The sequence below is a fragment of the Stenotrophomonas mexicanensis genome, assembly GCF_032911605.1.
In the GTDB taxonomy this organism is placed as follows: Bacteria; Pseudomonadota; Gammaproteobacteria; order Xanthomonadales; family Xanthomonadaceae; genus Stenotrophomonas; species Stenotrophomonas maltophilia_A.
Genome location: NZ_JAWJTG010000001.1, coordinates 64,955 through 91,852, shown reverse-complemented (window position 1 = coordinate 91,852; position 26,898 = coordinate 64,955). Strand labels below are relative to the sequence as shown.

The following is a 26,898-nucleotide window of genomic DNA, read 5'->3' as shown; positions in this document are numbered from 1 at the left end:
GCAGTGCGTTCGCCGGGCCCGTCCTACCCCCCACTACGAGAACCGCCATGAAGCTCCTGCATATTGATTCCAGCATCCTCGGCCAGCAGTCGGTCAGCCGCCAGCTCACCGCCCAGCTCATCGAAGCTGCCCGCAAGCAGCATGGCGACGTGAACGTGACCTACCGCGACCTCGCCCTGGCACCGGTCGACCACCTTGCTCCGCCCCACCTTGCCGCTGCCCAGGGCGCCCCCATCGAAGCCGATGCCCTGCAGCAGGACGTGGCGCTCGGTGCCAACGATCTGGAGTCCTTCCTGCAGGCGGATGTCGTCATCATCGGGGCACCGATGTACAACTTCAGCATTCCCAGCCAGCTCAAGGCCTGGATCGACCGCATTGCGATTGTCGACAAGACCTTCCGTTACACCGCACAGGGGCCGGAAGGCCTGGCGGGCGGCAAGCGGGTGCTTATCGCCTCCACCCGCGGCGGCATGTACGCCGGTGATGTGCCGGGTGCGGCCATGGACCATCACGAAACCTACCTGACCAGCCTGTTCGGCTTCCTCGGCGTCACCGACCTGCAGTTCATCCGGGCCGAAGGTCTGGCAATGGGCGACGATGCGCGCGCACAGGCACTGCGGCACGCCCAGCAGGACATCGAGCGCGTCTTCGCCTGATAGCTGTGCCGTCGGCGATACACATCGCCACGGCATTTCAATCCCATTCCGCCCGACGCACCGAAGCCGATGGACAGCGATATCGCTGTCTACAGGAACCGGTGCATCACATATACATCAACCAACCCCAGCGTTCGATGCCGAAACGCCGCCGGTAGCGTCCCGACCACGGCAAAGCCCAGCTTCCGGTACAGCTCAACCGCTGGCGCATTGGAACTGACCACGTAATTGAACTGCATGGCCAGGAAGCCTTCCGATCTGGCTCGATCAAGACTGTGCTCCACCAGCGCCCGGCCAATGCCGCGACCTTGTACCCGAGGATCGACCACATAGGTGGCGCTGGCCACATGCGCACCCAGATCCGGGAAGTTGGCGCCCATCTTGTACATTCCGGCCACGCGCCCTTCCAGAACGGCCACAAAGGCCGCCTGCACTCCGAACCAATGGCTCCGAAAGGTGCCGGCTTCGAAGGTGCCGGCGAACGGGAGCGAATCCTCCATCGCAATGGCCGCCTTGAAAATCGCCCACATGGCGTCGAAGTCACCGTCGGTGGCAGCTCGGATTTCCATGCGATTCCTCGCGGATCGGCGTAGTGGGCAAGGCGGACACTAGCAGAATCCAGCAAGCGCCCCGCACCCGCTTCACGCGCCACCGCCATCGGTTCCGCAATAGTTGAGTGAATTCCAGCCGTTGGAACAGTACATGCCACCTATTCCCGCGCGCATCCCGCTCCGGCTCCGCCGATGGCGCGTCGCTGGCTACATCCTGCTTGGCGTGTACGTTCTCTACCTGCTGGCCGGCAACATCTTCCTCAACACCCCGCTGTTCGGCCAGGTCACCAACCGCAAGCCGCACAAGTTCGTGATGACGACCGGCCCGGCCATCACGCTGCTGCCGGGCCACGTCATTGCTTGGAACGTGCATATGCGCGGTCACGTCAACCATACCGTCTACGTACTGCACGCCGAGCGTGCCAGCGCCCGCTTGGCAGTCCTGCCCCTGTTCCGCCGCGAAGTGCGGGTTCCGCGATTGCAGGCCACTGGCGTGTCGGCCGAGATCAGTCGCGTCGAGGACGCCATTCCGTCACCGCCGCGTAGCGACCAAGGCTGGACCCTGCGTTTCGACGCCATCCACAGCGACAGCATCCGCAGTGCCCGGCTCGGCAAGCTGCTGATCATCGGCAAGGGCCAGGGTACGGTCGGGTTCCTCAAGCAGCTGCGCGGCGGCCCGTCCGAACTGTTCGATTCCGAAGTCTCGTTCAGCAAGGGAGACACCAGCTATGACGGCGTGCAGCTGCTGGGCGACATGGATCTGACCGCGCGCTTCAGCTATCCGCGCCACTATCGCGACCAGGCGCCCGGCCTGGCCAAGTTGAAGCTGCTGCATGCGCAACTTGAAGTGGATGCGCGCAGCCAGGGCCTGCGCATGGATACGGACGCGCAGACGCCCCGCATCTCCAGTTCGCCGGTTCCCGGTCGCCTGCAACTGGCGGTCCACCTGTTGGACGGCCAGTTGCAACCTGGTGACCACGCGCTCTGGCAGGTTCCGCTCTACCTCGGCGACGGCGCACCCGATCGCGGCGTGCTGGCCCTGCAGCTCAACGTGGCCAACGACCTGCGCCTGCAGGCCCGCCTGCCGCCACGCCCGGATTCGGCCGCTGGCATCGATGCCGACCTGCACATCACCGGGCGCGAGATTCCCTTCCAGCACCCTGCCCAGCTGCTGGAACGCAGCTCCGGCACTGTGCGCGGCGAATGGACCTTCACCTCGCTCAACTGGATCCCTGCCCTGTTCGTACGCAAACCGTGGCTGCAGCTGGATGGCGGCGGCACCCTGAAAGCAGATCTGCGCCTGCGCAATGGCGAACTGATCGAAGGCAGTACCGTGGACATCCCTTCGGCTGCCGCCGTGGCCGAGGTCGCTGGCGTGCGGCTGGCCGGCACGGCCAGTGCGCATGGCGAGCTGAAGGCCGGCAGCCCCACTCAGGCACAGTTGGCGATCCGGCTGCCCCGCTTCACCGCTCGCCCAAGCGATGCGAAGGATGTACGCCTGTTCGACGGTCGCGACCTGGCCGTGGACCTCACCGGCGATGGCCGCCTGCAGGAACTGCGCAAGGGCGTTCGTGCGCGGTTGCGCTTCAGCCAAGCGACCATCCCGGACCTGGCCGCCTACAACCGCTACCTTGGCTCTCAACAGGTGCGCCTGCTGCGTGGCTCCGGCAGCCTCAGCGGCGACGCCACGCTCGACACCGATGGCCGCGTCGGCCATGGCACCGCGCGGCTGCTAGGTCGCAATGCCAGCGCCAAGGTGGCGGGCCTGGACATGGGCGGCGATGTCGACGTGAACGCGACGCTTCGCCGCGGGGACTTCAACCAGCGCCATTTCGATCTGTCCGGCACCACCGTGGAGCTGCGCAATGTGCAGGTGGCCGGCACCGATTCCAACAGCGCGTGGAAAGGCCGTGCTGTGTTCAAGCGGGGCCGCATCGACGCGCAGTCCCCGTTCCAGGTGGACGCTACCACCGATCTGACCCTGAGCGATGCACGCCCCTTGCTGGCCGTGTTCGCCAAGCGCACCGACTACCCGCGCTGGACGCTGTCCCTGCTGGATTCCGGCAAGGTCGATGCACAGGCCACGTTGCGCTGGCGCCCGGGTCATCTGCTGATCGACGGACTGCAGGCCGAGAATGATCGCCTGTCGGTTCGTGCGCGGCTGGATCTGCTGGAGCGGCGCAAGCGTGGCGATCTCTACCTCCGCTGGGGGCTGCTGGGCGCGGGCATCGAGCTTGATGGCGAACAGCGCCAGTGGCATCTGGCCAAGGCGCGTGAATGGTTCGATCAGCGCCCTTCGCTGTTGCCGGCTGCCGAAGGTGGAAGCGCCGCAGGTTCTTCAGACTGATCGCCCCGGGCTGCATCCATTTGCCGCTTCCGTTCGTATGAGCGGTAAACGCAGGATGGAGCGGTACGGAATGAAGCGGCGTTCACAGGCTCTGGGTCTTCTGGGATGGGGCGTGGCCACCTTTGCGGCGGCCGCAGTCGGCGCATGGGCATCGGCCTCCGCCGCCAGCTTCTACGCCACCCTCGCCCTGCCTGCCTGGGCACCGCCTGCCAGCGTGTTTGGCCCGGTGTGGAGCCTGCTCTACGCAATGATGGCCATTGCGGCGTGGCTGGTCTGGCGCGAACGCGGCTGGCGCAACGCGCAACCGGCCCTGGTGCTCTATCTGGTGCAGCTGGCCGTCAATGCCCTCTGGAGCTGGCTGTTCTTCGGCTGGAAGCTGGGAGCGCTGGCCTTCGTCGACATCCTGGTACTGATCACGCTGGTCTGCGCAACGATCGTTGCCTTCGCACGCATCCATCGCGGTGCGGCGGTGATGCTGCTGCCTTACCTGGCCTGGATATCGTTTGCCTCGGCGCTGAACTTCGCGGTGTGGCGCGCCAATCCCGGGGTGCTGTGAGCCAGTATCAGTGCTCTCAGGCCTGTGCGACGCGCTGCGGCTTCCATGCACGCAGCAATGCCGGCTTGAACGCCTGCTGGCCACAACCCGTGGGGCATCGCACCACCCGCGCGGCGGTGTGGCTGACCAGTCCCTGCCCCTCTTCCGCCTTGAACACCGTCTCGCAGCACAGGCAGCGCGCAACCAGCGAGTACAGGTGGAGCAGGCGCCCACTGGCCGGATCCTGCAGGGCATCCACATCCAGCAGCTCAAACTGGCAGCTGTCGGCAAGCATGCGGTATGGCGTTGAAGGCAAGGTCTGCAGGTTCACGGGCGTGGTCACTCAGGAATGTGCGTTCACCCTAGGCAAGTCGGTGTCGAGCGCGCGTGCAGCGCACATGTACCTTTCGCGAAACATGCAAGTGCTGTTGGAATGGTCAGATGAAGAATTCAGGTTTGAATGAAACGCTCTTCACGCGAACGTGCTGGTAGGCGAATGCACGATTTTGCTTCACCATCCATGCATGCCGGATGCGACGCTGGGCCTTTCCAGCCATCCACGAATCATGAGTCCCGCCCTTGATGCCTTCTGCTGAGTCCACGCACGACACCGCCCAGTCCCGTTGTGCGCGCGAACCGATTCATACGCCCGGTGCCATCCAGCCATATGGGGTGCTTCTGGTAGTGGAGCCTCAGTCACTGCGGGTGCGTGAGCGCGCCATCAGCCAGCCGGGGTTGCTGAAGCAGTTCGGCGAACCGTTGATGCAGCACGTCAGCGAGGTACTGGGCGGCGTGCTGGCCCCCTTCCAGGCGCTGTTCCAGCAGGCCACGGTGGGCAGCAGCGCCCATGTAGGCGCTGTGCACCTGGACGGCCACGGGCGGCATCAGCTGCTGGTGCATCGCTCCGCCAGCGATCTGCTGATCGAGCTGGAGGCACCGGTTCCCGGCCAACCGGGTTCGCTGGAAGAACTGTATCCGTCGATCCGCGAACTGATGACCGGCATCGAATCGGCTACCACCGTGGAAGATCTGTGCCAGCTGGCGGCCGCGCACATGCGTCGGCTGACCGGCTTCGACCGCACTCTGGTCTACCAGTTCGATGCCGGCTGGAACGGCATCGTGGTCGCCGAGGATGGCAACGGCCAGTTGCCGTCCTACCTGGACCTGCGCTTCCCCGAGTCGGACATTCCGGCCCAGGCCCGCGAGCTGTATCGGCGCAACCGGGTGCGACTGATCGCGGACAACAACTACACCCCTGCCCCGCTGATGCGCAGCGAGGAGCACCGCGACGCGCCGGCCACCGACCTGAGCCTGGCCGTGCTACGCAGCGTTTCGCCCGTGCACCTGCAGTACATGCGCAACATGGGCACCGGCGCGTCGATGTCGGTGTCGCTGGTGCATGAGGGCCAGCTGTGGGGCCTGGTGTCCTGCCACACGATGCAGCCGCGCCGCCTGCCCTATCACGTGCGCACCGCCTGTGAATTCATGGGCCAGATCCTGTCGCTGCAAATCGCGCTGAAGGAGCGTGCACGCGCCATCGAAGAACGCGTGGCGCGCCGCTCGGTGCTGGTCAAGCTGCTGGCACGCATGGCCGGCGACGAGGATTTCATGGCTGCGCTGCGCCACGATGAAGCCAGCCTGCTGTCGCTGACCGGTGCCGCAGGCGCCGCCATTGTGCACAAGGGCGACTGCATGCGTGTGGGCCAGTGCCCGCCCGCGACCGACGTGCTGGCCCTGGCCGATTGGCTGGCCGCACAGCAGGCCGGGCAGGAAACGTACTGCAGTGACCATCTGGCAGCCGACTGGGCGCCCGGCGCGCGCCTGTCCGACGTGGCGAGCGGCGTACTGGCGGTGTCCATTTCGCAGCTGCACGACAGCTATCTGATGTGGTTCCGCCCGGAAGTGGTGCACACCGTGCGCTGGGGGGGCGACCCACGCAAAGCGGCGGCGCCCGGCGTGGCACTGTCCCCGCGCAGTTCATTCGAAGCATGGAAAGAGACCGTGCAGCAGCGCAGCCTGCCGTGGAACGACGCCGACCGCGATGCCGCGCACGAGATGCGCACGGCCATCGTCGACATCGTGCTGCGCAAGGCCGAGGAAATGGCTGAGCTCAACGAGCAGCTGGTCCGCAGCAACAAGGAACTCGAAGCGTTTTCCTACTCCGTAAGCCATGACCTGCGCGCGCCATTCCGCCATATCGTCGGTTACTCGGAACTGCTGGGCAGCTCGGCCGGCGAACGCCTCAACGATACCGAGCGCCGCTTCCTGGATACGATCGCGGAGTCGGCCAAATCTGCCGGAACGTTGGTGGACGACCTGCTGAGCTTTTCGCAGATGGGCCGCTCTACGCTGGGCCGGGCGCGGCTGGATATGGCCGCGCTGGCCGAGGATGTGCGCCGGAGCCTGGTCCTGGACTACAGCGGCCGCGACGTGCAGTGGACGCTTGCGCCGTTGCCGGAGGTCGAAGCCGACCCGACGATGCTGCGCCTGGTCTGGCAGAACCTGCTGGCCAACGCGATCAAGTTCACCCGCGAGCGCGAGCAGGCGGTCATCGAGGTCGGTCACCAGCGAAACGACGACGAAGACCACTTCTTCGTGCGCGACAACGGCTGTGGCTTCGACATGCGCTACGTGGACAAGCTGTTCGGCGTATTCCAGCGCCTGCACCACGTCGAGGAATTCGAAGGCACCGGCATTGGCCTGGCCAACGTGCGCCGCATCGTCGGCCGCCACGGCGGCAGGACCTGGGCCGAGGGCGAACCTGGCAAGGGCGCCACGATCCACTTCACCCTACCCCGTTCCACAGGAGATCACCCATGAGGGACCTGCGGCCGATCCTCTTGGTAGAGGACAGCCCCAAGGATGCAGAGCTGACGCTGGCGGCGCTGTCGCGTTGCCAGTTGCTGAACGATGTCATCCATGTACGTGACGGCGCCGAAGCGCTGGATTACCTGCGCTGCGAAGGCAAGTTCGCCGGCGCCATGCACGGCGGCCCGGTGGTGGTGCTGCTGGACCTGAAGCTGCCCAAGGTGAACGGCCTGGAAGTGCTGGAACAGGTGCGTGGTGACGCACAGCTGAGCAGCACCCCGGTGGTGATGCTGACCTCTTCGCGCGAAGAACAGGATCTCGTGCGCAGTTACGAACTGGGCGTGAACGCATTCGTGGTCAAGCCAGTGGACTTCAAGGAGTTCTTCGACGCCATCCAAGGGCTGGGCATGTTCTGGGGCATCACCAACCAGCCCCCGCCGCATCGGCCCAACGGCTCGGGGCAGCACAATGCGTGATGGATCGCGCCGCAGCGAGCGCCTGCGCATCCTCATGCTGGAGGACAGCGCGCTTGATGCGGAGCTGATCAGCGCACAGCTGCAGCGTGCCGGCCTCGATTTCGAGGCCGAGCGCCTGTGGACCCGCAATGCCTTCATCGAGGCAATTGAGAATCGCGCCTTCGATGTGATCCTGGCCGATCATGTGCTGCCCGGATTCGACGGCGACGCTGCACTGGCGCTGGCGCGCGAGCGGATTCCGCAGACGCCCTTCATCTTCGTCTCCGGCACGCTTACCGAGGAGTTGGCCGTGCAGGCGCTGACCCGCGGCGCGCGCGACTACGTGGTCAAGCAGCGCCTGCAGCGCCTGCCGGATGCGATCCGTCGTGCGCGGCAGGAGGCCCATGAACGCACCCAGCTTGTGCAGGCGCAGGCCGCACTGAACGACAGCCAGGCGCAGTTGCAGCAGGTAACCAATGCCGTCCCTGCGCTGATCGCCCAGCTCGACACGGCGCATCGCTACCGCTTCGCGAACAAGGCGTTCCTGGACTGGCACGGCGTCAGCCTGGCCGAACTGCTGGGTCGCGCGGCACGGGATGTCAGCGGCATTTCCGCCTTCGAGCACGCCCTGCCCAGCCTGGAGCGGGTACTGCAGGGCGAGCGCACCAGCTTCCAGGTCGAACTGGTCCACCGCAGCGGCGAATCACGATTCGTGCAGATGGACTGCGTACCGGAACATGCGGCCGATGGCAGCGTGGTCGGCTACATCTGCATGGGCAGCGATGTTTCACTGTTGAAGCAGGCCGAACTGGCGCTGCGCGAGGACAACCAGGTTCTCGAGCGACAGGTGCAGGCACGCACCGCCGAGTTGCGGGCCAGCAAGCGGCGCCTGCAGGCGATCTTCGAATCCAGCTTCCAGCATCAGGTGCTGCTGGATCTGTCCGGACGCGTGGTTGATGCCAATGACGCGTCACTGGCCGCGGTGCTTGCGGACAAGAAGGACACTGTTGGCGCGCGCTTCGGCGAATCGCTCTGGTTTGCCACAACCGATGGCATCAGTGCGCTGATCGACCAGGCCGTCGCCGCAGCCGTACAGGGCCGCAGTTCGCTGCATGCACTGGAACTGGAACTCCCGACCGGGCGGCGCAGCTTCGACTTCTCGTTCCGCCCGCTGCTGGATACCGAAGGCGTGGTCACCGCCGTGGTCTCCGAGGCGGTGGAAACCACCGCGCGGCTACAAGCAGAACACGCGCTTCGCCAGTCACAGAAGATCGAGGCGGTCGGCCAGCTCACCGGCGGCATCGCCCATGATTTCAACAACATCCTGACGGTCATCTCCGGCAACGTCGAGCACGCCATGCTGCTCAACGAACGCGCCGGAGAACCCGGGGCAATGGTCAGCCGTGCACTGGACAATGCACTGAAAGGCGTCGGCCGTGCCGCCAGCCTGACCCAGCGCCTGCTGGCGTTTGCCCGTCGCCAGCCGCTGCACAGCCAGGCCGCCAACCTCAACGAACGCCTGCTGGACATGCACGACATGCTGCAGCGTGCACTGGGTGAGCTGGTGCAGCTGGAGATCCGCAACGCCGAGGACATCTGGTGCGTGGAGATCGACATCAGCCAGCTGGAGGCCTCCGTACTGAACCTGGCGGTCAATGCCCGCGATGCGATGCCGCATGGCGGCCGGCTGGTGATCGAAGTCGACAACAGCCACCTCGACCACGACTACGCCGCCCTGTTTCCCGATGCAACGCCAGGCGAGTACGTGATGTTGCGGGTGCGCGACAATGGCCACGGCATGGACGCAGCGACCCTGGCGCGCGTGTTCGAGCCGTTCTTCACCACCAAGCAGGTTGGCCGCGGCACCGGGCTTGGCCTGTCCATGGTGCATGGCTTCGTCAAGCAGTCCGGTGGCCACGTGCTGATCGACTCGGTGGAAGGCGGCGGTACCAGCATCACCATGATGTTCCCGCGCTCTCCGCTGTCCCTGCCCTGCGAAGCACGCACCCCACAGACCGGCCTGGCGGGTTACTCACCGCGCGAGGAAACCATTCTGGTGGCCGAGGACAATGACGATGTCCGCGCCCACACGGTGGATGCGCTGCGGCTGCTCGGCTACCGCGTGCTGGAAGCCCACGACGGACCCTCCGCACTGCGGCTGCTGGAACGCCCCGACACCAAGGTGGATCTGCTGTTCTCGGACGTGGTGATGCCCGGCATGTCGGGCTGGGAACTGGTGCACGAAGTACGTGAACGCTGGCCGGAAGTCGCCGTCCTGTTCACGTCGGGCTATCCACGCGACCACGACCAGGTGGGCAGCCAGGGACGCGCCGTTTCATTGCTGCCAAAGCCGTTTACCCGCAGTGATCTTGCAGCGGCGGTGCGCACCGCGCTGGAGGCGACGCCGCACTGAGGTCAGGACGCCGGATCGCGCATGCCAGCGGCGATCCGGTTGATGTCCGCGCACTCCACCGTGGCCGGCGGATGCTCCCTGGCGGCCAGCGCAATCATCGCCTGGCCCAGGGCCAGATTGCTGGTCATCAACGAAGGCGCAATCGCACCGGCCAGCTTCATCAACGGCGCGCCGCCCCAGTACAAGGGCTTCAACAGGGCATGACGGGTGCCGGTTCCCGCGACCGGGCTGACGCCACCCGGGCGCAGCATCACCGAGCGCACCGGCAGGGCCTGCAAAGCAACTTCGGTCTCGCCCTTGACCCTCAGCGGCATCAGCCGGCTCTGAGGGTCTGCACCCGCACCGGATACATACAGAAAGCATCCCTCGGGATTCGCGGCCGCCCAGGCACGGGCCACCGCCAGCGTGGTGTCCACGGTAACGCGTCGGTACTCGGCCTCGGCGGTGCCGACCGGTGGCGCACCGGCGCAGTAGAGGCATGCATCGAACCCGGCAAGCTCCTCCACCCGCTCCTGGATACGCAGAAAGTCCGGGACAATCAGTTCGCTGCCGGTACCGCTCAGACTGCCGGGGTGACGGACCAGCGCGGTCAGGCGGGAGACCTGCGGTGAGCGCTGGCAGGCCAGCACCACACCCTGCCCGACCAGGCCTGCGGCACCGGTCAACAGAATCCGTAATGCACCCGTCCCGACCATCATCGCACCCGCCTCAGAGTTTCACGAAACGCTGGATCTTCCGCGCCAGCCAACCGCTGAACACCAACGGCGCATCCAACGCAGACACGCAGATGCACGGCACACCCGGCGCGGTCACCGGCTGGTGCTCCACCTCCTCGTCCAGATCCGCCACGTCACCCGGCGCGAACAGCCCCAGCGCGTCGTTGTAGGAACCGCGCAGGATCTGGGTCAGCTCGCTGCGGCCATGGCTGTGCATGGGCAGGCACTTGCCGGGGGCGATCTTCAGCATGATCAGCGAGGACATCTGCTCGGCCCGGATGCAGTGCACCCCCGGCGCCATCCAACGCCAGCGCAGGTCACCCAGCGAGGTGCCAAAGTAGGGATGCAGTGACACCGGCAGATGATCGGGATCGGCCTCGGGCCGCTCCTTCGGCATAGGGCGTAGGGATTCCGCCATGGCCATCGGCGTTTCCGTGGCCAGCTGCATCAGCATGGCCTCGCGCAACTGTTCGCGCCGCGTGTCGTTTGCAGGCGGCTGGGTCTGCTCCAGCAGTACCGAACCGATCGCCTCAGCATCGCGCAGGCGCTGACGGCAATGCGGGCACTGCTCCAGATGGGCACCCGCCACGATGCTCAACGGCGCCGGCAGCGCACCCGCGGCATAGCTCATCAGCGTGGATTCGTGCAGGTGATGGTGTGGATTCACAGCGCACCTCCCACTTTCGCCTGCAGTTGCAGGAAGGCACGGCGCAGGTGGGATTTGACCGTCCCCAGCGGCATGCCCAGCGCTTCGGCGATCTCGCTGTGGCTCTTGGCCTCGAAATAGGACATCCGCACCAGCCGCGCCTGCACCGCAGGCAGCTCGTTGATGCGCTGGCGCAGACGCGCCTGGTCGGCGAACTGCTCGGCGCTGCTGCGCTCGATCACATCCAGCGTCGCCGCGTCCTCCACCGCCGCCTGCACCTGCATCCAGCTGCGCTCACGGCGCACTCGATCGATATGCAGGTTGCGGGCGATGCGATACAACCACGTACTCAGCGCCCCCTGTGCCGGATCGAAATCGGCGGCCCGCAGCCATAGGCGCAACAGGCATTCCTGCGCCAGCTCCTCGGCTACGGCATCGGGTGCGCCCAGGCCGCGCAGGTACACGCACAGCCGCGGCATGAAGTAGTCGTAGATCCGCATGAAACACTCGCGGTCGCGCAGCCGCGCCACGCCGTCCATGTCACCGGCCCAGTTCGTCGGCTCGCTGCTCGGCTGCTGGGAACTGGACACGGTGCGTGCGCTATCGAAGTTGAGGAGTGTGCTGGCGGCGTCAGGGTACATCTGCGTTCGCGGCGGGCGGGTGAAGGTCTGTCCTCTGTACGTGCAGGGGCAGCCATTGGATGCAGTCGGCACTGCGCATCCAACCGGGCGCCCCCGCCGTATGACCTGAGAGACCTACCCTTCCGGATGAACACCATGCGCACTGCCTGGCTGCTGCTGTGCCTGCCCCATGCCGCGCTGGCGGCACCCTGGCTGCGAAGTGAGGGTGTGGCCACCTCCGCGCAGGGCGACATCCTCTACCGTGAAGTGCACTGGCGGCGCGAGGCAACGGAGGGTGCCGAACGCTGGGTGCTGTACCAGTGCCCGGATGGCCAGCCCTTCGCCCGCAAGCATCTGCCCGCCAGCGCCCGCCCGCAGGCACGGAGCTATTCGCTGCAGGACCGCCGCAGCGGCCAGACCGCCGAAGTCGACGCCACTGGCGACTCGGTGTCGATTGCCTGGAAGGAAGATGCCGCCAGCCAGCCGCATCAGCGCCGGCTTGAACTGCCGCCGGACGCGGTGATCGATGCAGGGTTCGACGCCGCGGTGCGCCTGCACTGGCCGGCGCTGCTGCGCGGCGAACGCATCAGTCTGCCCTTTCTGGTGCCGGGGCGGCAGCGCTACTTCCCGGTGCAGGTGCGGCGCATCGGTCCGGTACGTTGGCAGGGTATTGATGGCCAGTCGATCGACGTCAGTCTGGACACCTGGTACGGCGGCATCGCCCCGCGTCTGTCACTGGTCTATGCCAGCGCCGACCGCCGCCTGCTGGAGTTCCGAGGCACCAGCAACCTGCGCGATGCCCGCGGCAGCTACCCGCAGGTGACGGTGCGCTTCAGCTCGCCAGCTGCCGAGCAAACTGCCGCGGAATGGCAGCAGGCCTGGACGCATCCTCTGGTCGACCGCTGCGCCGTGACGCCCAGGTGAAGTCGAGATTCTTCGAGTCGCAGCGCATCCATTGCACGCGCTGCTGCGTACAGGTAGACACGACACCCCCCGAGATCCCCCAATGGCCTCTGTAGCGCCCCTCCCCCGTCGACGCTCGCGCCTGCTGCGTACGCTGCAGCGCTGGATCGACACCGGCAACGTCGCAGAGACCACCGACGAACAGCCCGGCCGCATCGACTGGTTGCGCGCCGTGCCATTTGCACTGATGCACCTGGCCTGCATCTCTGTGCTCTGGGTCGGAATCTCATGGACAGCGGTGATCGTCGCCGCAGCGCTCTATGCGGTGCGCATGTTCGCCATCACGGCGTTCTATCACCGCTATTTCTCGCACCGGACCTTCCATGCATCGCGAACGGTGCAGTTCGTGTTCGCTGTCATCGGCGCCTCCAGCGTGCAGCGTGGGCCGCTCTGGTGGGCCGCCCATCATCGCCACCACCATCGGCATGCCGACCAGCCGCTGGATCCGCACTCGCCACGCGAGGGCGGCTTCTGGCGCAGCCACATGGGTTGGTTCCTGACCCGCGAGGCGTTCGCCACCGATCTGTCACGGGTACCGGACCTGGCGCGCTTCCCCGAGCTGCGCTGGCTGGACCGCTTCGATACGGCAGTGCCGGTACTGCTGGCCGCAGCACTGTACGCACTGGGTGCCGCGCTGGAGCGATGGGCGCCAGTGCTGCACACCACGGGCCCGCAGTTGCTGGTGTGGGGCTTCTTCATTTCCACCGTGGTGCTGTTCCATGCCACCGTCACCATCAATTCGCTGGCGCATCGATTCGGCCGCCGCCGTTTCGACACACGCGATGACAGCCGCAACAACCTCTGGCTGGCGCTGCTCACCTTCGGCGAAGGCTGGCACAACAACCATCACTTCTTCCCCGGCACTGTCCGCCAGGGCTTCCGCTGGTGGGAAGTGGATTTGACCTGGTACGGACTGCGCGCGATGGCGGCCCTGGGCCTGGTCAAAGGTCTCAAGCCCATCCCCGAGTGGGTCCTGGCCAAGGCGAGGTACTGACATGCGCATCGCCGTCATCGGCTCGGGTATCTCGGGGCTGTCCAGTGCCTGGTGGCTCGATGGCCAGCACGACGTCACGCTGTTCGAGGCCAACGACTACCTCGGTGGCCATACCCACACGCACGACGTGCATGTGGATGGCGTGCGCATGGCGGTGGATACCGGGTTCATCGTGTTCAATCCCCAGCACTATCCGCTGCTGACCGCGCTCTTCGACGAGCTGGGTGTGGCTTCGCAGCCGACCACGATGAGCTTCTCGATGCACAGCGAGCGCAGCGGCGTGGAGTACAACGCCACCTCGCTGGATGGCCTGTTCTGCCAGCGCCGCAATCTGGTGTCACCTCGATTCTGGGGCATGCTGGCCGACCTGCGCCGGTTCTATCGGGATGCACAGTTGCTGCTGGCCGAGGAAGAGGGCCCCACGCTCGGCGAGTACCTGCGCAGCCAGCGCTATGGCGAGGCCTTCATCGACGAACACCTGCTGCCAATGGCCTCGGCACTGTGGTCCTCACCGACCGCCACCGTGCAGGACTTCCCGGCGCGCTATCTGGCCCAGTTCATGGCCAACCACCAGATGCTGCAGATGACCGGGCGCCCGAGCTGGCGGGTGGTCAGCGGGGGATCGGCGCGCTACGTGGATACGCTGCGCCGCCGCTGGCGGGTGCATGAGCGGCTGCAATGCCCGGTCAGGATGGTCGAACGCATGCCCTGGGGTGCACGCGTGCACAGCGCGGCCGGCGCGGAGGCCTTCGACGAAGTGATCCTGGCCTGCCACAGCGACCAGGCGCTGGCGTTGCTGTGCGACGCCGATGCCATCGAGCGTGAGGTCCTCGGCGCCATCCGCTATCAATCCAACGAGGCCGTACTGCATACCGATGCCTCGTTGCTGCCGCGCAACCGCAAGGCGTGGGCGGCATGGAACGCGCACGTGCCAGAGGATCGCGCCGCGCCCTGCACGGTCAGCTATTGCATGAACCTGCTGCAGGGCCTGCCCGGCGATACGCCCCTGGTGGTTACCCTCAACCGCAGCGAGGCAATCGATCCGGCCAAAGTACTGCGTACGCTGCGCTACGCCCACCCGGTGCACGACCATGCCGCAGTGCGCGCGCAACAGCGCTGGGCGGAACTGCAGGGCCGTCGCCATACGTGGTTCGCAGGCGCCTATTGGGGCTGGGGCTTCCATGAGGATGGCATCCGCAGCGCCCGCCGCGTGGTCGATGCCCTGCAGGCCTGCGCTCCACATCGGCTGGCATCCGCCGCGGATGAGGTGGCGGCATGAGTGCCAGCGCGCTCTACATCGGGCAGGTGATGCATCGCCGGCATCATCCGCACCCGCATGCCTTCCGTTACCCCATCGCCCAGCTGCTGCTCGATCTGGACGAACTCGATACGGTGTTCGACGGGCGCTGGTTGTGGTCGGTCAATCGCCGCAACCTGGCCGAGTTCCGCCGCAGCGACTACTTCGGCGATCCCGCACGGCCACTGGCCGATGCCATCCGCGATCACTCTGCCCACACTCTTGGCTACCGCCCGACCGGCCCGGTGCGCCTGCTCACCCATCTCCGCTTTGCCGGGCACGTGTTCAACCCGGTCAGTTTCTACTACTGCTACCAGGCCGACGGCAGCACGCTGGACTGCATTGTCGCCGAGATCACCAACACGCCCTGGAAGGAACGGCACGCCTATGTGCTGCCGGTCGCCACCGCCACGCACGAAGGCAGCTCACTGCGTTGGCAGTTCGACAAGTGCTTCCATGTCTCGCCGTTCATGCCGATGGACTGCGGCTACGACTGGCGGTTCAACCGCCCCGACCAGGACCTGCGCGTGCACATGCAGGTCTGGCGGGACGGCGTGCGCCAGTTTGATGCCACCCAGGCCATGCAGCGGCGTGCCTTGGATGGCCGCGGGCTGGCCCGGGTTCTGGCCTGCTATCCCCTGATGACCACCCAGGTGGTGGCCGCCATTCACTGGCACGCACTGCGGCTGTGGTTGAAACGCAACCCGGTGCACGACCACCCCACTCTTACCGAGAAACCGCGATGAACTCGATGACTCCCTGGGTTGCCCTGCCGCGGCCCGGCGCCTTGGACGCGTTCCTGCGCCGCCGCCTGCTGGCCCAGCTGGCCCCGATGCGCGACGGTCGGCTGTGCGTGCGCGATGCACTCGGCGAGGTCTGGCTGGGCGACGCCCGTGGTGAACTGCATGTCACCGTCACCATCGATAACCCGGCGTTCTATCGCAAGGTTGCTGCGCAAGGCAGCGTGGGCGCAGGTGAAAGCTACATCCAGGGCGAGTGGCACTGCGATGATCTGGTGGCACTGATCCGGCTGCTGGTGCGCAATCGCGATCTGCTCGACGGCATGGAGCGTGGCCCGGCCCGCTTGGGTGGGGGGATGCTGCGGGTCTGGAACCGCCTGCGCCGCAACAGCCGTGAAGGCAGCCGCCGCAATATCGCCGCGCACTATGACCTGGGCAACGACTTCTTTGCCCTGTTCCTGTCGCCGGACCTGATGTACTCGTCGGCGATGTTCGACAGCGAATCCGAGTCATTGGAATCTGCTTCGCGGCGCAAGCTGGACCGCATCTGCCAGCAGCTGCAACTCAAGCCAGGCGACCGCGTGGTGGAGATCGGCACGGGCTGGGGCGGTTTCGCGGTACACGCCGCCCAGCACTATGGCTGCCATGTGACCACCACCACCATCTCCGCGGAACAGCATGCGCTGGCCGCCCAGCGCGTAGAGGCGGCGGGCCTGCAGGATCAGGTCACGCTGCTGATGCAGGACTACCGCGACCTGCAGGGCCAGTTCGACAAGCTGGTCTCGATCGAGATGATCGAAGCGATCGGCGCCGAGTACCTGGACACCTACATGGCTACACTGCAACGCCTGCTCAAGCCGGATGGCGCTGCCCTGCTGCAGGCCATCACCATCGAGGACCATCGCTACGAACAGGCCCGGCGCAGCGTCGACTACATCAAGCGCTATGTATTTCCGGGCAGCTTCATCCCATCGATCAACGCGATCATGGCCGCCAAGACCCGATCCAGCGACCTGCAGCTGATCGCCCAGCAGGACTTCGGCCACTCCTACGCACTGACCCTGCGCGCCTGGCGCCAGCGCTTCCTGGCCCAGCTGCCTGCGGTGCAGGCGCAGGGCTTTGATGCGCACTTCTGCCGGTTGTGGGAGTTCTATCTGGCCTATTGCGAGGGCGGCTTCCTGGAACGTTCGATCGGCGTCTCGCATCTGCTGCTGGCCCGTCCTGACCACCGGCCCGTCCTTGCTGCGGGCGACAGCCGCTGACATGCGCCGGTTCTGGACCAATCTGCTTGGCAACCAGCTGGTCTGGCTGTGTGCCGTGGCCGGCGCCGGCGCAGGGCGAGGCTGGCAGTGGCCGGCGCTGCTGGCCGCAACGATCTATATCGGCAGCCAGCTGCTGACTTCACCGCACCCTCGACTGGACCTTCGGCTGATGCTGCTGGCGCTGGCCTGCGCGTGGCTGGTCGACGCCAGTGCCGCCGCCAGCGGCGCCGTGCGCTACGCTGCTGCCCCGCTGGGCTGGACTCCGCCCCTTTGGATCATGGCGTTGTGGGCCGCGTTTGCGATGACGCTGACCACTTCGATGCGCTTCCTGCTGCGCCACCCTGCCCTGCCAGCCCTGTTCGGCCTGTTGCTGGCCCCGCTGGCGTATCTCTCCGCAGCGCGCGGTTTCGAGGCGGTCCGTTTCACTGCGCCGCTGTGGCAGGGCCTGCTGGTGCTGGGTGTGGGCTGGAGCATCGCGCTTTCGCTGCTGTGCATGGCCGCTCGTCGCGGCTCCCGCACCCTCCCGCCGCCCTTGGCAGGAGCACCGTCATGATCAATCTGTTGTGGGTCCTGCTGTATGCCGTACTTGTGATGAGCTGGGGTTGGGCCTGGCAGCGCCGCCACGACAACATCGGCGTGGTCGATGTGCTCTGGGCCAAGGGCGTGGGCGCATCAGCCCTGTTGCTGGCGTGGCTCGGCGATGGTGCGGCGGCGCCACGGATGGCGCTCGGCGTGCTCGGTGGCCTGTGGGGCAGTCGACTCGCCTTGCACCTGTGGCACCGGGTCCGCCACGAACAGGAAGACGGCCGCTACCGTTATCTGCGCGAGCACTGGCAAGGGCATCAAGGCAAGATCTTCGGCTTCTTCATGGCCCAGGCTCTGCTGGTCGTGCTGTTCGCCCTGCCCTTCGTCGCGGTGGCTGACAATCCGCAGACAAGCACGACGTTGTGGATCGTGGCCGCCGCACTCGTCTGGCTGCTGAGCGTCGGCGGCGAGAGCCTGGCCGACCATCAACTGGCCCGGTTCCGCGCGAATCCAGCGAACAAGGGCCGCACCTGCCGCGATGGGCTGTGGCGCTACTCCCGCCACCCCAACTACTTCTTCGAATGGCTGCACTGGTTCAGCTACGTCCTTCTCGCGGTCGGCTCGCCACTGTGGTGGCTGGCCTGGGCCGGCCCGCTGCTGATGTACGTGTTCCTGCGCTATCTCAGCGGCATTCCCTTCACTGAAAAGCAAGCGCTGCGCAGCCGAGGCGACGACTACCGCGCCTACCAGCGCACTACATCGATGTTCTTTCCCTGGTTCCCCCGTTCTTCCAAGGAGCATTCCGCATGAGCGCGATCCCTTCACTGAATCCGGCCGAGGATGCGGAAACCGGGCTGATCGCCTGGGCCGAACGTGGGCTGGTGCCCGATGCGGCGCTGCGTGCGGGCATCCGCCGCTTGTGCGCGCAACGCCTGCATGAGGAAAGCGAAGGCGGCATCGAAGGCCAATCGGCACGCTTCAGCCAGCGCATCGCCGAGCTGGCCGACAGCCCACTCGCGCTGCATACCGAAGCGGCCAACCGCCAGCACTACGAAGTTCCCGCGGCATTCTTCCAGGCCTGCCTGGGCAAGCGGCTGAAGTACAGCAGCTGCTACTACGCCACCGGGCGCGAAACGCTGGACCAGGCCGAGGACGCCATGCTGGAACTGTACGGCCAGCGCGCCGGACTGGCCGATGGCCAGCAGATACTTGAGCTGGGCTGCGGCTGGGGCTCATTGACCCTGTGGATGGCCGAACGTTACCCGCAGGCGCATATCACCGCCGTCTCCAACTCGCACAGCCAACGCCAGTACATCATGGCGCAGTGCCAGGCGCGCGGCCTGGGCAACGTCGAGGTGATGACCCGCGACGTCAACCAGCTTGACCTGCCGACGGCCCGGTTCGACCGCTGTATCTCGGTGGAGATGTTCGAGCACGTACGCAACTACCAGCGCCTGCTGGCAGGCATCGCACGGTGGCTGAAACCGGACGGTGCACTGTTCGTGCACATCTTCGCCCATCACGCACTGATGTATCCGTTCGAGACAGACGGCGGCGACAACTGGATGGGTCGCCACTTCTTTACCGGCGGACTGATGCCGGCGGCCGACACACTGCTGCATTTCCAGCGCGACCTGCGCCTGGAGCAACGGTGGTTGCTGGACGGCACCCATTACCAGCGCACGGCCGACCACTGGCTGGCCAACCAGGATGCAGCCCGCGAGCGGGTAATGCCGGTGTTGATCGCCACCTATGGCCAGGCTGCAGCGAAGGTCTGGTGGCAGCGCTGGCGGATGTTCTGGATGGCATGCGCCGAGCTGTTCGGCTACGACGACGGCCAGCAGTGGCTGGTGGCCCACTATCTGTTCCGACCCCGCTGAGGTGCCCGATGCGCATGTTTCCGCTGCTCCCCCTGATCGCGGTCGGCCTGTTCGGTTCCGGCTGCAGCTCCAGCGACACCCGCCCGTTGCCGCGTCCGCCGTCGGTGGATGTACCGCGCTTCATGGGCGACTGGTACGTGATCGCGCATATCCCGTCGCGCCCTGAGCGCGAGGCCTTCGACGCCGTGGAGAGCTATGCCCTGCGCCCCGATGGACGCATCCAGACCACCTTCACTTACCGCAAAGGCAGCTTCGACGCGCCACAGAAGTCGATGCACCCCGTCGGCCGTGTCGAGAAGGAAGGCAACGGCGCGATCTGGGGCATGCAGTTCATCTGGCCGATCCAGGCTGAGTACGTGATCGCCTGGCTCGATGAAAGCTACCACCAGACCATCGTGGCACGAAGCAAGCGCGATTACGTCTGGTACATGGCCCGCACCCCGCAGGTGTCGGACAGTGACTACCAGCAGGCGGTCGAGCGGATTGCAGCCATGGGTTACGACACCCACAAGCTGAGGCGGGTGCCGCAGTCGGTGCGATGACGCGGAGCCTTCTCCTCGGGCGGATCTTCCTGAAGCATCAGTGGTTGATCAATCTCAATGTCTACATGGAGCCCGGCTACCGGCTTCGAGACCCCGAAGCGCGTGATTGGGGACTGACGATCCACCTCATCAATCGGTGGCTATGAATTGATGGGCTTTACGCATCGATTCTTAGGAATAATCGCAAAATTCCAACAAGTTCGATGCTCGACGCGACAGCGGCGCCAGAATGATCGCCACGCCCTGCGGGCGCCGATCACCTCCCTGCGCATGAATGGATATCCTGCACCGCGCCGACTGCGGCTGGCACTCCTCGACGATCACGAAATCGTCCGCCGCGGCACCGCCCTGCACCTGTCCCGCGACGTCCGCTTCAGCATTGTCGCCAGCCACACCCGCAGCGATGAGCTCATCGGCAGCCTGCGCCAGTTGGCAGTGGATGTCGCCATCATCGATCTCACCCTGGCGCCTGGCGACCGCAGCAGTGATGAGCTGATTCCCCTGCTGCGCGAGTGCTTTCCACATATTCCCCTGCTCGCCTTCGCCACGCTGATGCCATCCACCCGCATCGACCACCTGCTGGCGAGCGGCATCTCCGGCGTAGTCAGCAAGTCCGAGCCCCTGGAGATGCTGTCTGATGCCATCGTGCGCATCTCGCAGGGGCTGTGCCGCCTCCCTGCCGATTGCCTGTTCCCGGCGTGCCGCGAGGAACTAAGCCGCAATGAACGCGAAGTGCTAGACCTGCTCCTGGCCGGCCTGACTGTCTCGGAGATCGCGCTGCGCCGCCACCGCAGCGTCAAGACGGTCAGCACCCAGAAGGTCGCCGCCCTGCGCAAGCTCGGGTTGCGCAATGACGTGGAGATCTATGCACTGCGGCAGCAGCTGGAGCTCCAATGAGGCGGCGCGTTCGCCTCCGTCTGCGCACGTCGTGCACGTTGTTGCTGGCCCTGATCCTGCTGCCGGCTGCATCGGCCGAGGATGCACAACTGCAGAGATGGTCCGCCGGCCGCGAAGTGAGGGTCGCCACCGCGCCTTCACTGCGCCCGCTCCCTCCTACGCTGGTGGATTCAAGCGCGCTGCCAACCCTCGCCCATGGATATGCCAAGCTTGTGGCTCGGCATTCCGGCCTGCGCTTCCGCGATCTCTCCTACGCCAGCACGAGCGCAGCGGTCGCTGCCGTCTGCCATCACGAGGCCGACCTGGTGCTGGTCATGGGCAGCCCTTCGCATCACCCGCTTCCCTGTCCCGACCTGATGGCCTCCGGCGCCTTCCATGGCGGCAAGACGGTATTGGCTGTGCGTAAAGGCGAGCACCCGCCCCGTGACATTACCGGCGTGAGAGCGCAGGTGCTGGCTGTAGTTGAAGGCGGTCCCTATGCCGACTGGCTGACGATCCACCACCCCCGGATCCGCCTCCTGCATCTCCCCGACCGCCATGCGGCCCTGGCCGCTGTTGAAGGCGGCAACGCCGATGCTGCGATCGGCCTGGAAGCAACGCTGCACTCGATGATCCGGCAGCATTTCACGGGAAACCTGCAATTGCACCCGTTCGACAGCGGATTCTCTACCGATCTGCACCTGCTTGTCCGCCGGGAGGACCAGCAGCTGCTGGCGCACATCGATCAGGCGCTGCGCGCCATCACCCTCGAAGAGCACGCAGGCCTGCTGGAGTTGTGGGCGCAGCAGATGCTGCCCACATCCATCGAGAGCGCACTGGTCCGGGTGCGCCCCCCGCTCCAGCTCTGGCTGCTGTGCCTGGCCGCGGCACTCATCGGCCTGCCCGTGCTCTGGCAGGCGTTACGCTGGCGAATCGGCCGCGCGGAACAACGCCTCGGGCGCGCGGCGGGGATGATCAGCCATGAAGTGCGCAATTCCGCGCAGACAGTACTGGCTTCGATCGACCTGCTGAGCCAGTCACACCTGCCCAAGGGGCAGCGCGAACTGCTCGCGGCAGCCCTTGCCGCCGGCCACTCGCTGCGCAGGCTGCTCGATCGCTCGCTGGCGTTCTCGCGCCTTGCCAGCGGCAGCTTCAGGCCGCATCCCACGCCCTGCGACGTCGGCCAACTCTGTGCCCGTGCACTGGAAGCAATCCGGCCGGAGGCACTGCAGAGAGGGCTGTCACTCCAGTTGGATCGCGCGCCCGATCCAGCGCCGGTGGTTGTGCTCGATGCTGATGGACTGCGCCAGATTGTCGACAACCTGCTGGGCAATGCACTGAAATTCACCGATGTCGGCGGTATCGAGGTGCGCCTGCAACTACAACCCGCCCTGTCTCCCCGGGAGCTGTTGCTGGATGTGATCGACAGCGGCATCGGCATCGCACCCGCTCAACTGGCGCTTCTGTTCCGACCATTCCAGCAGAACGAGGATGGCCAGAGACGTGGCGGCAGCGGGCTGGGCCTGACGATTGCGCACGAACTGGCCGTTGCCATGGGCGGCAACCTGACCGCACACAGCGTGCATGGGCGCGGCAGCCGCTTCACCCTGCGATTGCCGGTCCGCGCCGTTCACGGCGATCAGCCGCCCATCGAGCCGCTGCAGCAGACGCCACTGACGGGCATCGACCTGCTCCTGGTCGAAGATCACCCACTCAGCCGGCATGTCGTCGCAGAGCAACTGCGTCGGCTGGGCGCCGACGTACGCGCGGTTGCCGATGCCGACGCCGCATTGGCCGAGCATGCGCTACGACCGCGCGGCACGGTCGTACTGGATATCGGGCTTCGCGGCTCGGATGGCTATGCACTGGCGCAGCAGCTGCGCGCGCAGGCACAGGCACCTCTGCGAGTGATTGCCCTGTCCGCCCGCATGGGGCGCCGGCACGCGGCACGCTGCCGAGGGGCCGGCTTCGACGCAATCCTGATCAAACCGCTGCAGGTTGCGAGCCTGCTGCAGGCGCTGGACCTGCCGGCCTCGGCGCACGGCACTGCGCCCGATGGCACCCCTGGCGCCGCGCCGGATTACGCTGCGGACATTGCCCATGAGCTGGCCAGGATTGAACAGGCCGTGCAGGACGCCGATGCCTCGACACTGCGCCATCATGCACACCGGCTGCAGGGAACGCTGCAGATGTGCCGGGCAACGGATCAGGCCGGCACAGCGGCCGACCTGTGGGAACTGGGGCATGAGGCCGCGCCTGACTGGATCGAGGCGCGGCGGCTGCTGCGGGGATTGCAGCAGTGGCACGGCTCCCGCAAGGCGGAAGCCGCACCATCGACCTGATCAGGCCGCCAGGCGCTCGACCTGGCGACGGGTAAGGTCATTGAAGCGACCCAGCGACATCAGGTGCTGGTGGATCAGCGCCAGCCAGCCGCTGCGGTGCCACTCGACCACGGTCGTTTCCGGCAGCGCCACGAACTTCTCGACGTCCACCACCAGGAAGCCGTTGAGATTGAACTCGCGGCCATCCGGAGTGCGGACGGTGGCGTTGCGCTCGACCAGCAGGCCGTTGTCGATCAGCGCCTTGGAGAAGGCCTGGGTCTGTTCGTGCTCGCGGGTGTACTGGCCGCAGAACTCCAACGCCTGCTGCACCATGTCGGTGGCCTTGCCATCAACGAACAGCGGCTGGCCTTCGTCACCGCCCTTGACCACGCGCGCGCTCTCTTCGTCGATGCCCAGCAGGAAGTCGTTGTCTGCACCGGTGTCGATGAAGATGAAGGGGTGGCGACGCAGGTAGGCCGGGATATAGGCCTCGTCTTCCCACAGGCCGTCCTTGATGAACAGGTTCTGGTCGGACACGCCCACGGCAGCCATCGGCACGGCGGTCGGGCCGGCAAACAGGATCGGGAAGTGATGCAGGGCCAGCGAGAACTCGCCCAGCACCAGCGGAATGGCGTTGTTGCCGGCGGCAAACTCGAGCCTGCCCGGCAGGATGCGCAGATCGGCATGCACATCGGCCTGCAGCGGCACCGGACGGGTGTAGAACAGGGGGGCGCTGCTCGGCGCCGCTTCGGTGGTGGTGTCGCTGGTGGTCGTCATCTTGGGAACCGTTCGATCATGCGCGCCTGCCATCCCGGGCGCGCCAGCGGGAACAACCTGAATCCCGCATTATCAACAAGCTCGATGACAACGGCCACCCCACCGACGGCCTATTTCAACTGCAGGGGGTAGCGCTGCCAGAGGACGTGGACCAGGAACCCGGCCAGCTCGGTGTCGCGCGCGCTCACCGCCGCGCGGATCTTGTCCAGCAGCACCATGTCCGAGCAGGAGCGCACATCGGCATGGTTGGCCTGCCCGGCCCGGCGCGCGCGATAGCGCGCTGCGCGCTGCGCGTCACTCATTGCGTACCCGAACTTGGGCGGACGACCGCGCTTTCGCGGCAGGGTCAGCTCCAGGGTTCCGGGGTCTTTGTCATCACGCATGAGAGGGGTGCGGGCGGCGGCGAGCAACGGGGGGTGCGCAATTTATCGTGAGGCATCACTTTAATCCAGCTTTTTCTGCAGTTTTGTTGCAATGCAGTGCATTATCCCGGTGTCGATGCGAATTCATCCACGCATGGCGTGGATCTACTGCAGGGCCTGCAACCCGATCACCCGGCAGATCCACGCCATGCGTGGATGGGCGTTCCCGACGACAAAAAAAGGGAGCCCGCTCACGGGCTCCCCTCGCCTTTCCTTACGCAGCGCGTACCGGCTCGTAACCATGCAGGTGCGCCTCACTGCTGGCCCGCCCCTGGCTGAGAGACCGCAGCGACGTGGTGTAACCCACCAGCTGCGCCAGCGGTGCGAAACCACTGACCTCGGCGCGACCGTCCTGGTCCTCGATGCGGGCAATGCGACCATGGCGACGGTTGAGATCGCCCACCACATCACCCACCGACGCCGACGGCGAATGCACCGTCACCGCCATCACCGGCTCCAGCAGTTGCGTACCGCCCTCCACCAGCGCCGCCTTGATCGCCTCGGCACCGGCGCGATGGAACGCCATTTCCGAAGAGTCCTTGGCGTGGGTCTGGCCATCGACAAGACTGACCTCGATACCCACCACTGGATGGCCCTGCGGGCCTTCCGACAGCGCGGCACGCACGCCCTTCTCCACCGCCGCGATGAAGCTGCGCGGCACCACGCCACCGACGATGCGGTCGTTGAACACGACCTGGTCGTCCTCGCGCGGCGACACATCCAGCACCACGTGCGCGAACTGGCCTTGGCCACCGGTCTGCTTGACCAGCCGCCCCACCACGCCGGTCATCGCTCGCAGCGGTGTCTCCTGGTAGGCCACGCGCGGCGAACCTACGCCCACGTCGACCTTCCATTCACTGCGCAGGCGCTCGACCATCACCTCCAGGTGCAGCTCGCCCATGGCCCAGACCAGGGTCTCCGCCGTGTCGCGATCGGTTTCGACGCGGAACGACGGATCTTCCTGGGCCAGGCTGGCCAGGCCCTGCGCCATCCGGATCAGGTCGGCCGCCCGCGCCGGCTCCAGCCGCCACGCCAGCACCGGCGCCTGTGCCTGGATGTTCTCCAGGCGCAGCGGCTGCGCACGCCCGCTCAGCGTTTCACCGCTGACGGCATCCTTCCAGCCCAGCACCGCCACGATATCGCCGGCCACGGCCTGCTCGATGTCATGGGTCTGGTCGGCCTGCACCCGCACCAGGCGGCTGACACGCCGCCCCTGCGGATGCTGCGAACTGGCCACCGCATCGCCGACCTTCAAGGTGCCCGAGTACAGCCGCACGAAGCTCAGCGCGCCGTGCTGCTGGTGAGTGATCTTGAACAGCAGGCCCGCCAGCGGACCGTCTGGATCCGGCAGCAGCACCACCTCGCCGCTCTCGCTTTCAGCGGTGACGGCAGGCCGATCCAGCGGCGACGGCAGGTAATCGACCACCGCATCCAGCAGCGTCTCGATGCCCTTGTCCTTGAAGGCCGCACCGGCGAGCACCGGCACGCCTGCACCCGCCAGCGTCGCCCGTCGGATCGCAGCGCGCAGCTGTTCGGCATCGATCACGCGACCTTCCAGCCAAACATCGGCCAGCAGTTCGTCGTGGTCGGCCACGGCCTCGACCAGTGCGTCGCGCTGCGGCTGCCACAGGGTGCGCGCCGCGTCGTCCCACGGGGTCACCGTGGTTACGGCACCATCCTGCCAGTGCAGCACGCGCTCATCGACCAGGTCGACCCAGCCGTTGAAGTCGCTTTCGCTGCCCAGTGGCACACCGAGCGCCCACGGCCGCGCCCTCAGCTTGTCCTGCAGCTGCTCCAGCACGCGCTCGAACGAGGCGCCGACGCGATCCATCTTGTTGACGAACGCGATCAGCGGCACGCGATGGCGACGCGCCTGGCGCCACACCGTCTCCGACTGCGGCTGCACGCCGTCCACCGCCGAGAACACGGCCACGGCGCCGTCGAGCACGCGCAGCGAACGCTCGACTTCAATGGCGAAGTCGATGTGGCCGGGAGTGTCGATCAGGGTCAGCCGATGCGGCGGCAGGTCGCGCGGCGCCCACTGCGCCTGTACGGCAGCAGCGCCGATGGTGATGCCACGTTCGCGTTCGATCGCCGAGAAATCGGTGGTCGCGTTGCCATCGTGCACTTCGCCGACGCGATGGATCTCACCGCTTTTCCACAGCAGGCGTTCGGTCAGCGTGGTCTTGCCGGCATCGATGTGGGCAATGATGCCAAGGTTGCGACGGCGGGAAAGGACTTGGGTGTTCATAAAGAGGTTCCTGCAAAGCCAACTTCAGGGGCCGCACACCCCGGTTGGCGACAGGGTGCGCGGCTAGCGTTCGGTCTCGGCGATCTGGTGCATGGCACGTTCTCCTTGGGTACTGGGTAGGGCCGACTGGGTAGAGTCGACTGTTGGTCGACTTGCGGGAAATCAGAAACGGAAAGAGCGCCCCGGAGGGCGCTCTGTCGAAGGTCCAGCGATGGCCGTCTCAACGGCCTCGTGGGGCTCCAGGCAGACACGCCCGTTCCGCGCTTGCGCGGGTCAGGGTGAAAAACTTCAGGAGCGGCAT

Annotated in this window: 25 protein-coding genes; 17 read left to right on the top strand and 8 right to left on the bottom strand. The window is 66.2% G+C overall.

From position 1 onward, the window contains the following. Positions 1-47 precede the first annotated feature (47 nt). Positions 48-656: an FMN-dependent NADH-azoreductase gene (locus tag R1L06_RS00450; protein ID WP_317216584.1), complete on the top strand. Its 609-nt coding sequence runs from the start codon at positions 48-50 to the stop codon at positions 654-656. Positions 657-745: 89 nt separating this feature from the next. Here the strand turns inward: R1L06_RS00450 and R1L06_RS00445 are convergent, their stop codons facing one another. Then, a complete protein-coding gene (locus R1L06_RS00445; protein ID WP_293791505.1) occupies positions 746-1,225 on the bottom strand; it encodes a GNAT family N-acetyltransferase in 480 nt (159 codons plus the stop codon). 133 nt (positions 1,226-1,358) lie between these two features. Here R1L06_RS00445 and R1L06_RS00440 point away from each other — a divergent pair, with 133 nt between their 5' ends. Both R1L06_RS00440 and R1L06_RS00435 read left to right on the top strand, forming a co-directional pair. After that, on the top strand, positions 1,359-3,554 hold the full coding sequence (locus R1L06_RS00440) for an AsmA family protein (RefSeq protein ID WP_317216583.1): 2,196 nt from the start codon (positions 1,359-1,361) through the stop codon (positions 3,552-3,554). Between the two features lie 70 nt (positions 3,555-3,624). After that, positions 3,625-4,110: a TspO/MBR family protein gene (locus tag R1L06_RS00435; protein WP_125894049.1), complete on the top strand. Its 486-nt coding sequence runs from the start codon at positions 3,625-3,627 to the stop codon at positions 4,108-4,110. A 16-nt stretch (positions 4,111-4,126) separates the two neighbouring features. Here the strand turns inward: R1L06_RS00435 and R1L06_RS00430 are convergent, their stop codons facing one another. Next, positions 4,127-4,420 (bottom strand): hypothetical protein, encoded by a 294-nt coding sequence (locus R1L06_RS00430; RefSeq protein WP_125894047.1) that lies wholly within the window; start codon positions 4,418-4,420, stop codon positions 4,127-4,129. A gap of 251 nt (positions 4,421-4,671) precedes the next feature. On the opposite strand from R1L06_RS00430, the gene R1L06_RS00425 reads away from it, so the two are divergent. Genes R1L06_RS00425 through R1L06_RS00415 form a run of 3 tightly spaced genes read left to right on the top strand, consistent with a single transcriptional unit; the run spans position 4,672 to position 9,765 of the window. Beyond that, the gene (locus R1L06_RS00425; protein ID WP_317216581.1) at positions 4,672-6,909 is read left to right on the top strand and encodes an ATP-binding protein; all 2,238 of its coding nucleotides are present in this window, start codon (positions 4,672-4,674) and stop codon (positions 6,907-6,909) included. Next, on the top strand, positions 6,906-7,373 hold the full coding sequence (locus tag R1L06_RS00420) for a response regulator (RefSeq protein WP_125894043.1): 468 nt from the start codon (positions 6,906-6,908) through the stop codon (positions 7,371-7,373). The genes R1L06_RS00425 and R1L06_RS00420 overlap by 4 nt, the downstream gene beginning before the upstream one ends. Then, positions 7,366-9,765, top strand: a complete 2,400-nt coding sequence (locus R1L06_RS00415; protein ID WP_125894041.1) for a response regulator — start codon at positions 7,366-7,368, stop codon at positions 9,763-9,765. The genes R1L06_RS00420 and R1L06_RS00415 overlap by 8 nt, the downstream gene beginning before the upstream one ends. 2 nt (positions 9,766-9,767) lie before the next feature. Here R1L06_RS00415 and R1L06_RS00410 read toward each other — a convergent pair whose 3' ends face one another. Genes R1L06_RS00410 through R1L06_RS00400 form a run of 3 tightly spaced genes read right to left on the bottom strand, consistent with a single transcriptional unit; the run spans position 9,768 to position 11,768 of the window. Continuing rightward, positions 9,768-10,460 (bottom strand): Rossmann-fold NAD(P)-binding domain-containing protein, encoded by a 693-nt coding sequence (locus R1L06_RS00410; protein WP_317216752.1) that lies wholly within the window; start codon positions 10,458-10,460, stop codon positions 9,768-9,770. 13 nt (positions 10,461-10,473) lie between these two features. Next, the gene (locus R1L06_RS00405) at positions 10,474-11,148 is read right to left on the bottom strand and encodes a ChrR family anti-sigma-E factor (protein ID WP_317216580.1); all 675 of its coding nucleotides are present in this window, start codon (positions 11,146-11,148) and stop codon (positions 10,474-10,476) included. Then, positions 11,145-11,768, bottom strand: coding sequence for a sigma-70 family RNA polymerase sigma factor (locus R1L06_RS00400; protein WP_071227405.1), 624 nt, complete (start codon positions 11,766-11,768; stop codon positions 11,145-11,147). Before R1L06_RS00400 ends, R1L06_RS00405 begins: the two co-directional genes overlap by 4 nt. 135 nt (positions 11,769-11,903) lie before the next feature. On the opposite strand from R1L06_RS00400, the gene R1L06_RS00395 reads away from it, so the two are divergent. From R1L06_RS00395 to R1L06_RS00345, 11 genes are all read left to right on the top strand, one after another. After that, complete coding sequence (locus R1L06_RS00395) at positions 11,904-12,671, top strand: hypothetical protein (protein WP_317216579.1); 768 nt, start codon at positions 11,904-11,906, stop codon at positions 12,669-12,671. Positions 12,672-12,753: 82 nt separating this feature from the next. Beyond that, the gene (locus R1L06_RS00390; protein ID WP_317216578.1) at positions 12,754-13,704 is read left to right on the top strand and encodes an acyl-CoA desaturase; all 951 of its coding nucleotides are present in this window, start codon (positions 12,754-12,756) and stop codon (positions 13,702-13,704) included. Position 13,705: 1 nt separating this feature from the next. After that, a complete protein-coding gene (locus R1L06_RS00385) occupies positions 13,706-14,983 on the top strand; it encodes an NAD(P)/FAD-dependent oxidoreductase (RefSeq protein WP_317216577.1) in 1,278 nt (425 codons plus the stop codon). Next, positions 14,980-15,747 carry a DUF1365 domain-containing protein gene (locus R1L06_RS00380; protein ID WP_317216576.1) on the top strand — a complete coding sequence of 256 codons (768 nt, stop codon included), beginning with the start codon at positions 14,980-14,982 and terminating at the stop codon, positions 15,745-15,747. The genes R1L06_RS00385 and R1L06_RS00380 overlap by 4 nt, the downstream gene beginning before the upstream one ends. Next, positions 15,744-17,003, top strand: coding sequence for a class I SAM-dependent methyltransferase (locus R1L06_RS00375; protein WP_317216575.1), 1,260 nt, complete (start codon positions 15,744-15,746; stop codon positions 17,001-17,003). Before R1L06_RS00380 ends, R1L06_RS00375 begins: the two co-directional genes overlap by 4 nt. A 1-nt stretch (position 17,004) precedes the next feature. Next, positions 17,005-17,556: a DUF2878 domain-containing protein gene (locus R1L06_RS00370; protein ID WP_317216574.1), complete on the top strand. Its 552-nt coding sequence runs from the start codon at positions 17,005-17,007 to the stop codon at positions 17,554-17,556. After that, complete coding sequence (locus tag R1L06_RS00365; RefSeq protein ID WP_317216573.1) at positions 17,553-18,338, top strand: DUF1295 domain-containing protein; 786 nt, start codon at positions 17,553-17,555, stop codon at positions 18,336-18,338. Before R1L06_RS00370 ends, R1L06_RS00365 begins: the two co-directional genes overlap by 4 nt. Then, positions 18,335-19,408 (top strand): SAM-dependent methyltransferase, encoded by a 1,074-nt coding sequence (locus R1L06_RS00360; RefSeq protein WP_317216572.1) that lies wholly within the window; start codon positions 18,335-18,337, stop codon positions 19,406-19,408. The genes R1L06_RS00365 and R1L06_RS00360 overlap by 4 nt, the downstream gene beginning before the upstream one ends. Before the next feature lie 8 nt (positions 19,409-19,416). Further along, positions 19,417-19,950 carry a lipocalin family protein gene (locus R1L06_RS00355; protein ID WP_125894019.1) on the top strand — a complete coding sequence of 178 codons (534 nt, stop codon included), beginning with the start codon at positions 19,417-19,419 and terminating at the stop codon, positions 19,948-19,950. 150 nt (positions 19,951-20,100) lie between these two features. Continuing rightward, the gene (locus R1L06_RS00350) at positions 20,101-20,847 is read left to right on the top strand and encodes a LuxR C-terminal-related transcriptional regulator (protein WP_317216571.1); all 747 of its coding nucleotides are present in this window, start codon (positions 20,101-20,103) and stop codon (positions 20,845-20,847) included. Next, the gene (locus R1L06_RS00345; protein WP_317216570.1) at positions 20,844-23,168 is read left to right on the top strand and encodes an ATP-binding protein; all 2,325 of its coding nucleotides are present in this window, start codon (positions 20,844-20,846) and stop codon (positions 23,166-23,168) included. The genes R1L06_RS00350 and R1L06_RS00345 overlap by 4 nt, the downstream gene beginning before the upstream one ends. Here R1L06_RS00345 and R1L06_RS00340 read toward each other — a convergent pair whose 3' ends face one another. The 3 genes from R1L06_RS00340 to fusA all read right to left on the bottom strand — a co-directional run bounded on the left by R1L06_RS00340 (position 23,169) and on the right by fusA (position 26,597). Then, a complete protein-coding gene (locus R1L06_RS00340) occupies positions 23,169-23,924 on the bottom strand; it encodes a SapC family protein (RefSeq protein WP_164079840.1) in 756 nt (251 codons plus the stop codon). A gap of 110 nt (positions 23,925-24,034) precedes the next feature. Beyond that, positions 24,035-24,307: a hypothetical protein gene (locus R1L06_RS00335; RefSeq protein ID WP_005409616.1), complete on the bottom strand. Its 273-nt coding sequence runs from the start codon at positions 24,305-24,307 to the stop codon at positions 24,035-24,037. A gap of 253 nt (positions 24,308-24,560) precedes the next feature. Continuing rightward, complete coding sequence (gene fusA, locus R1L06_RS00330) at positions 24,561-26,597, bottom strand: elongation factor G (protein WP_317216569.1); 2,037 nt, start codon at positions 26,595-26,597, stop codon at positions 24,561-24,563. Positions 26,598-26,898 lie beyond the last annotated feature (301 nt).

Excerpts from the sequence above, each read along its gene's own strand:
- R1L06_RS00425 (WP_317216581.1), top strand. The coding sequence starts at position 4,672 with ATGCCTTCTGCTGAGTCCACGCACGACACCGCCCAGTCCCGTTGTGCG.
- R1L06_RS00415 (WP_125894041.1), top strand. The coding sequence starts at position 7,366 with ATGCGTGATGGATCGCGCCGCAGCGAGCGCCTGCGCATCCTCATGCTG.
- R1L06_RS00420 (WP_125894043.1), top strand. The coding sequence starts at position 6,906 with ATGAGGGACCTGCGGCCGATCCTCTTGGTAGAGGACAGCCCCAAGGAT.
- R1L06_RS00370 (WP_317216574.1), top strand. The coding sequence starts at position 17,005 with ATGCGCCGGTTCTGGACCAATCTGCTTGGCAACCAGCTGGTCTGGCTG.
- R1L06_RS00340 (WP_164079840.1), bottom strand. The coding sequence starts at position 23,924 with ATGACGACCACCAGCGACACCACCACCGAAGCGGCGCCGAGCAGCGCC.
- R1L06_RS00435 (WP_125894049.1), top strand. The coding sequence starts at position 3,625 with ATGAAGCGGCGTTCACAGGCTCTGGGTCTTCTGGGATGGGGCGTGGCC.
- R1L06_RS00380 (WP_317216576.1), top strand. The coding sequence starts at position 14,980 with ATGAGTGCCAGCGCGCTCTACATCGGGCAGGTGATGCATCGCCGGCAT.
- R1L06_RS00385 (WP_317216577.1), top strand. The coding sequence starts at position 13,706 with ATGCGCATCGCCGTCATCGGCTCGGGTATCTCGGGGCTGTCCAGTGCC.
- R1L06_RS00400 (WP_071227405.1), bottom strand. The coding sequence starts at position 11,768 with ATGTACCCTGACGCCGCCAGCACACTCCTCAACTTCGATAGCGCACGC.
- R1L06_RS00375 (WP_317216575.1), top strand. The coding sequence starts at position 15,744 with ATGAACTCGATGACTCCCTGGGTTGCCCTGCCGCGGCCCGGCGCCTTG.
- R1L06_RS00345 (WP_317216570.1), top strand. The coding sequence starts at position 20,844 with ATGAGGCGGCGCGTTCGCCTCCGTCTGCGCACGTCGTGCACGTTGTTG.
- R1L06_RS00445 (WP_293791505.1), bottom strand. The coding sequence starts at position 1,225 with ATGGAAATCCGAGCTGCCACCGACGGTGACTTCGACGCCATGTGGGCG.
- R1L06_RS00395 (WP_317216579.1), top strand. The coding sequence starts at position 11,904 with ATGCGCACTGCCTGGCTGCTGCTGTGCCTGCCCCATGCCGCGCTGGCG.
- R1L06_RS00365 (WP_317216573.1), top strand. The coding sequence starts at position 17,553 with ATGATCAATCTGTTGTGGGTCCTGCTGTATGCCGTACTTGTGATGAGC.
- R1L06_RS00355 (WP_125894019.1), top strand. The coding sequence starts at position 19,417 with ATGCGCATGTTTCCGCTGCTCCCCCTGATCGCGGTCGGCCTGTTCGGT.
- R1L06_RS00360 (WP_317216572.1), top strand. The coding sequence starts at position 18,335 with ATGAGCGCGATCCCTTCACTGAATCCGGCCGAGGATGCGGAAACCGGG.
- fusA (WP_317216569.1), bottom strand. The coding sequence starts at position 26,597 with ATGAACACCCAAGTCCTTTCCCGCCGTCGCAACCTTGGCATCATTGCC.
- R1L06_RS00440 (WP_317216583.1), top strand. The coding sequence starts at position 1,359 with ATGCCACCTATTCCCGCGCGCATCCCGCTCCGGCTCCGCCGATGGCGC.
- R1L06_RS00450 (WP_317216584.1), top strand. The coding sequence starts at position 48 with ATGAAGCTCCTGCATATTGATTCCAGCATCCTCGGCCAGCAGTCGGTC.
- R1L06_RS00390 (WP_317216578.1), top strand. The coding sequence starts at position 12,754 with ATGGCCTCTGTAGCGCCCCTCCCCCGTCGACGCTCGCGCCTGCTGCGT.
- R1L06_RS00350 (WP_317216571.1), top strand. The coding sequence starts at position 20,101 with ATGGGCTTTACGCATCGATTCTTAGGAATAATCGCAAAATTCCAACAA.
- R1L06_RS00335 (WP_005409616.1), bottom strand. The coding sequence starts at position 24,307 with ATGCGTGATGACAAAGACCCCGGAACCCTGGAGCTGACCCTGCCGCGA.
- R1L06_RS00410 (WP_317216752.1), bottom strand. The coding sequence starts at position 10,460 with ATGGTCGGGACGGGTGCATTACGGATTCTGTTGACCGGTGCCGCAGGC.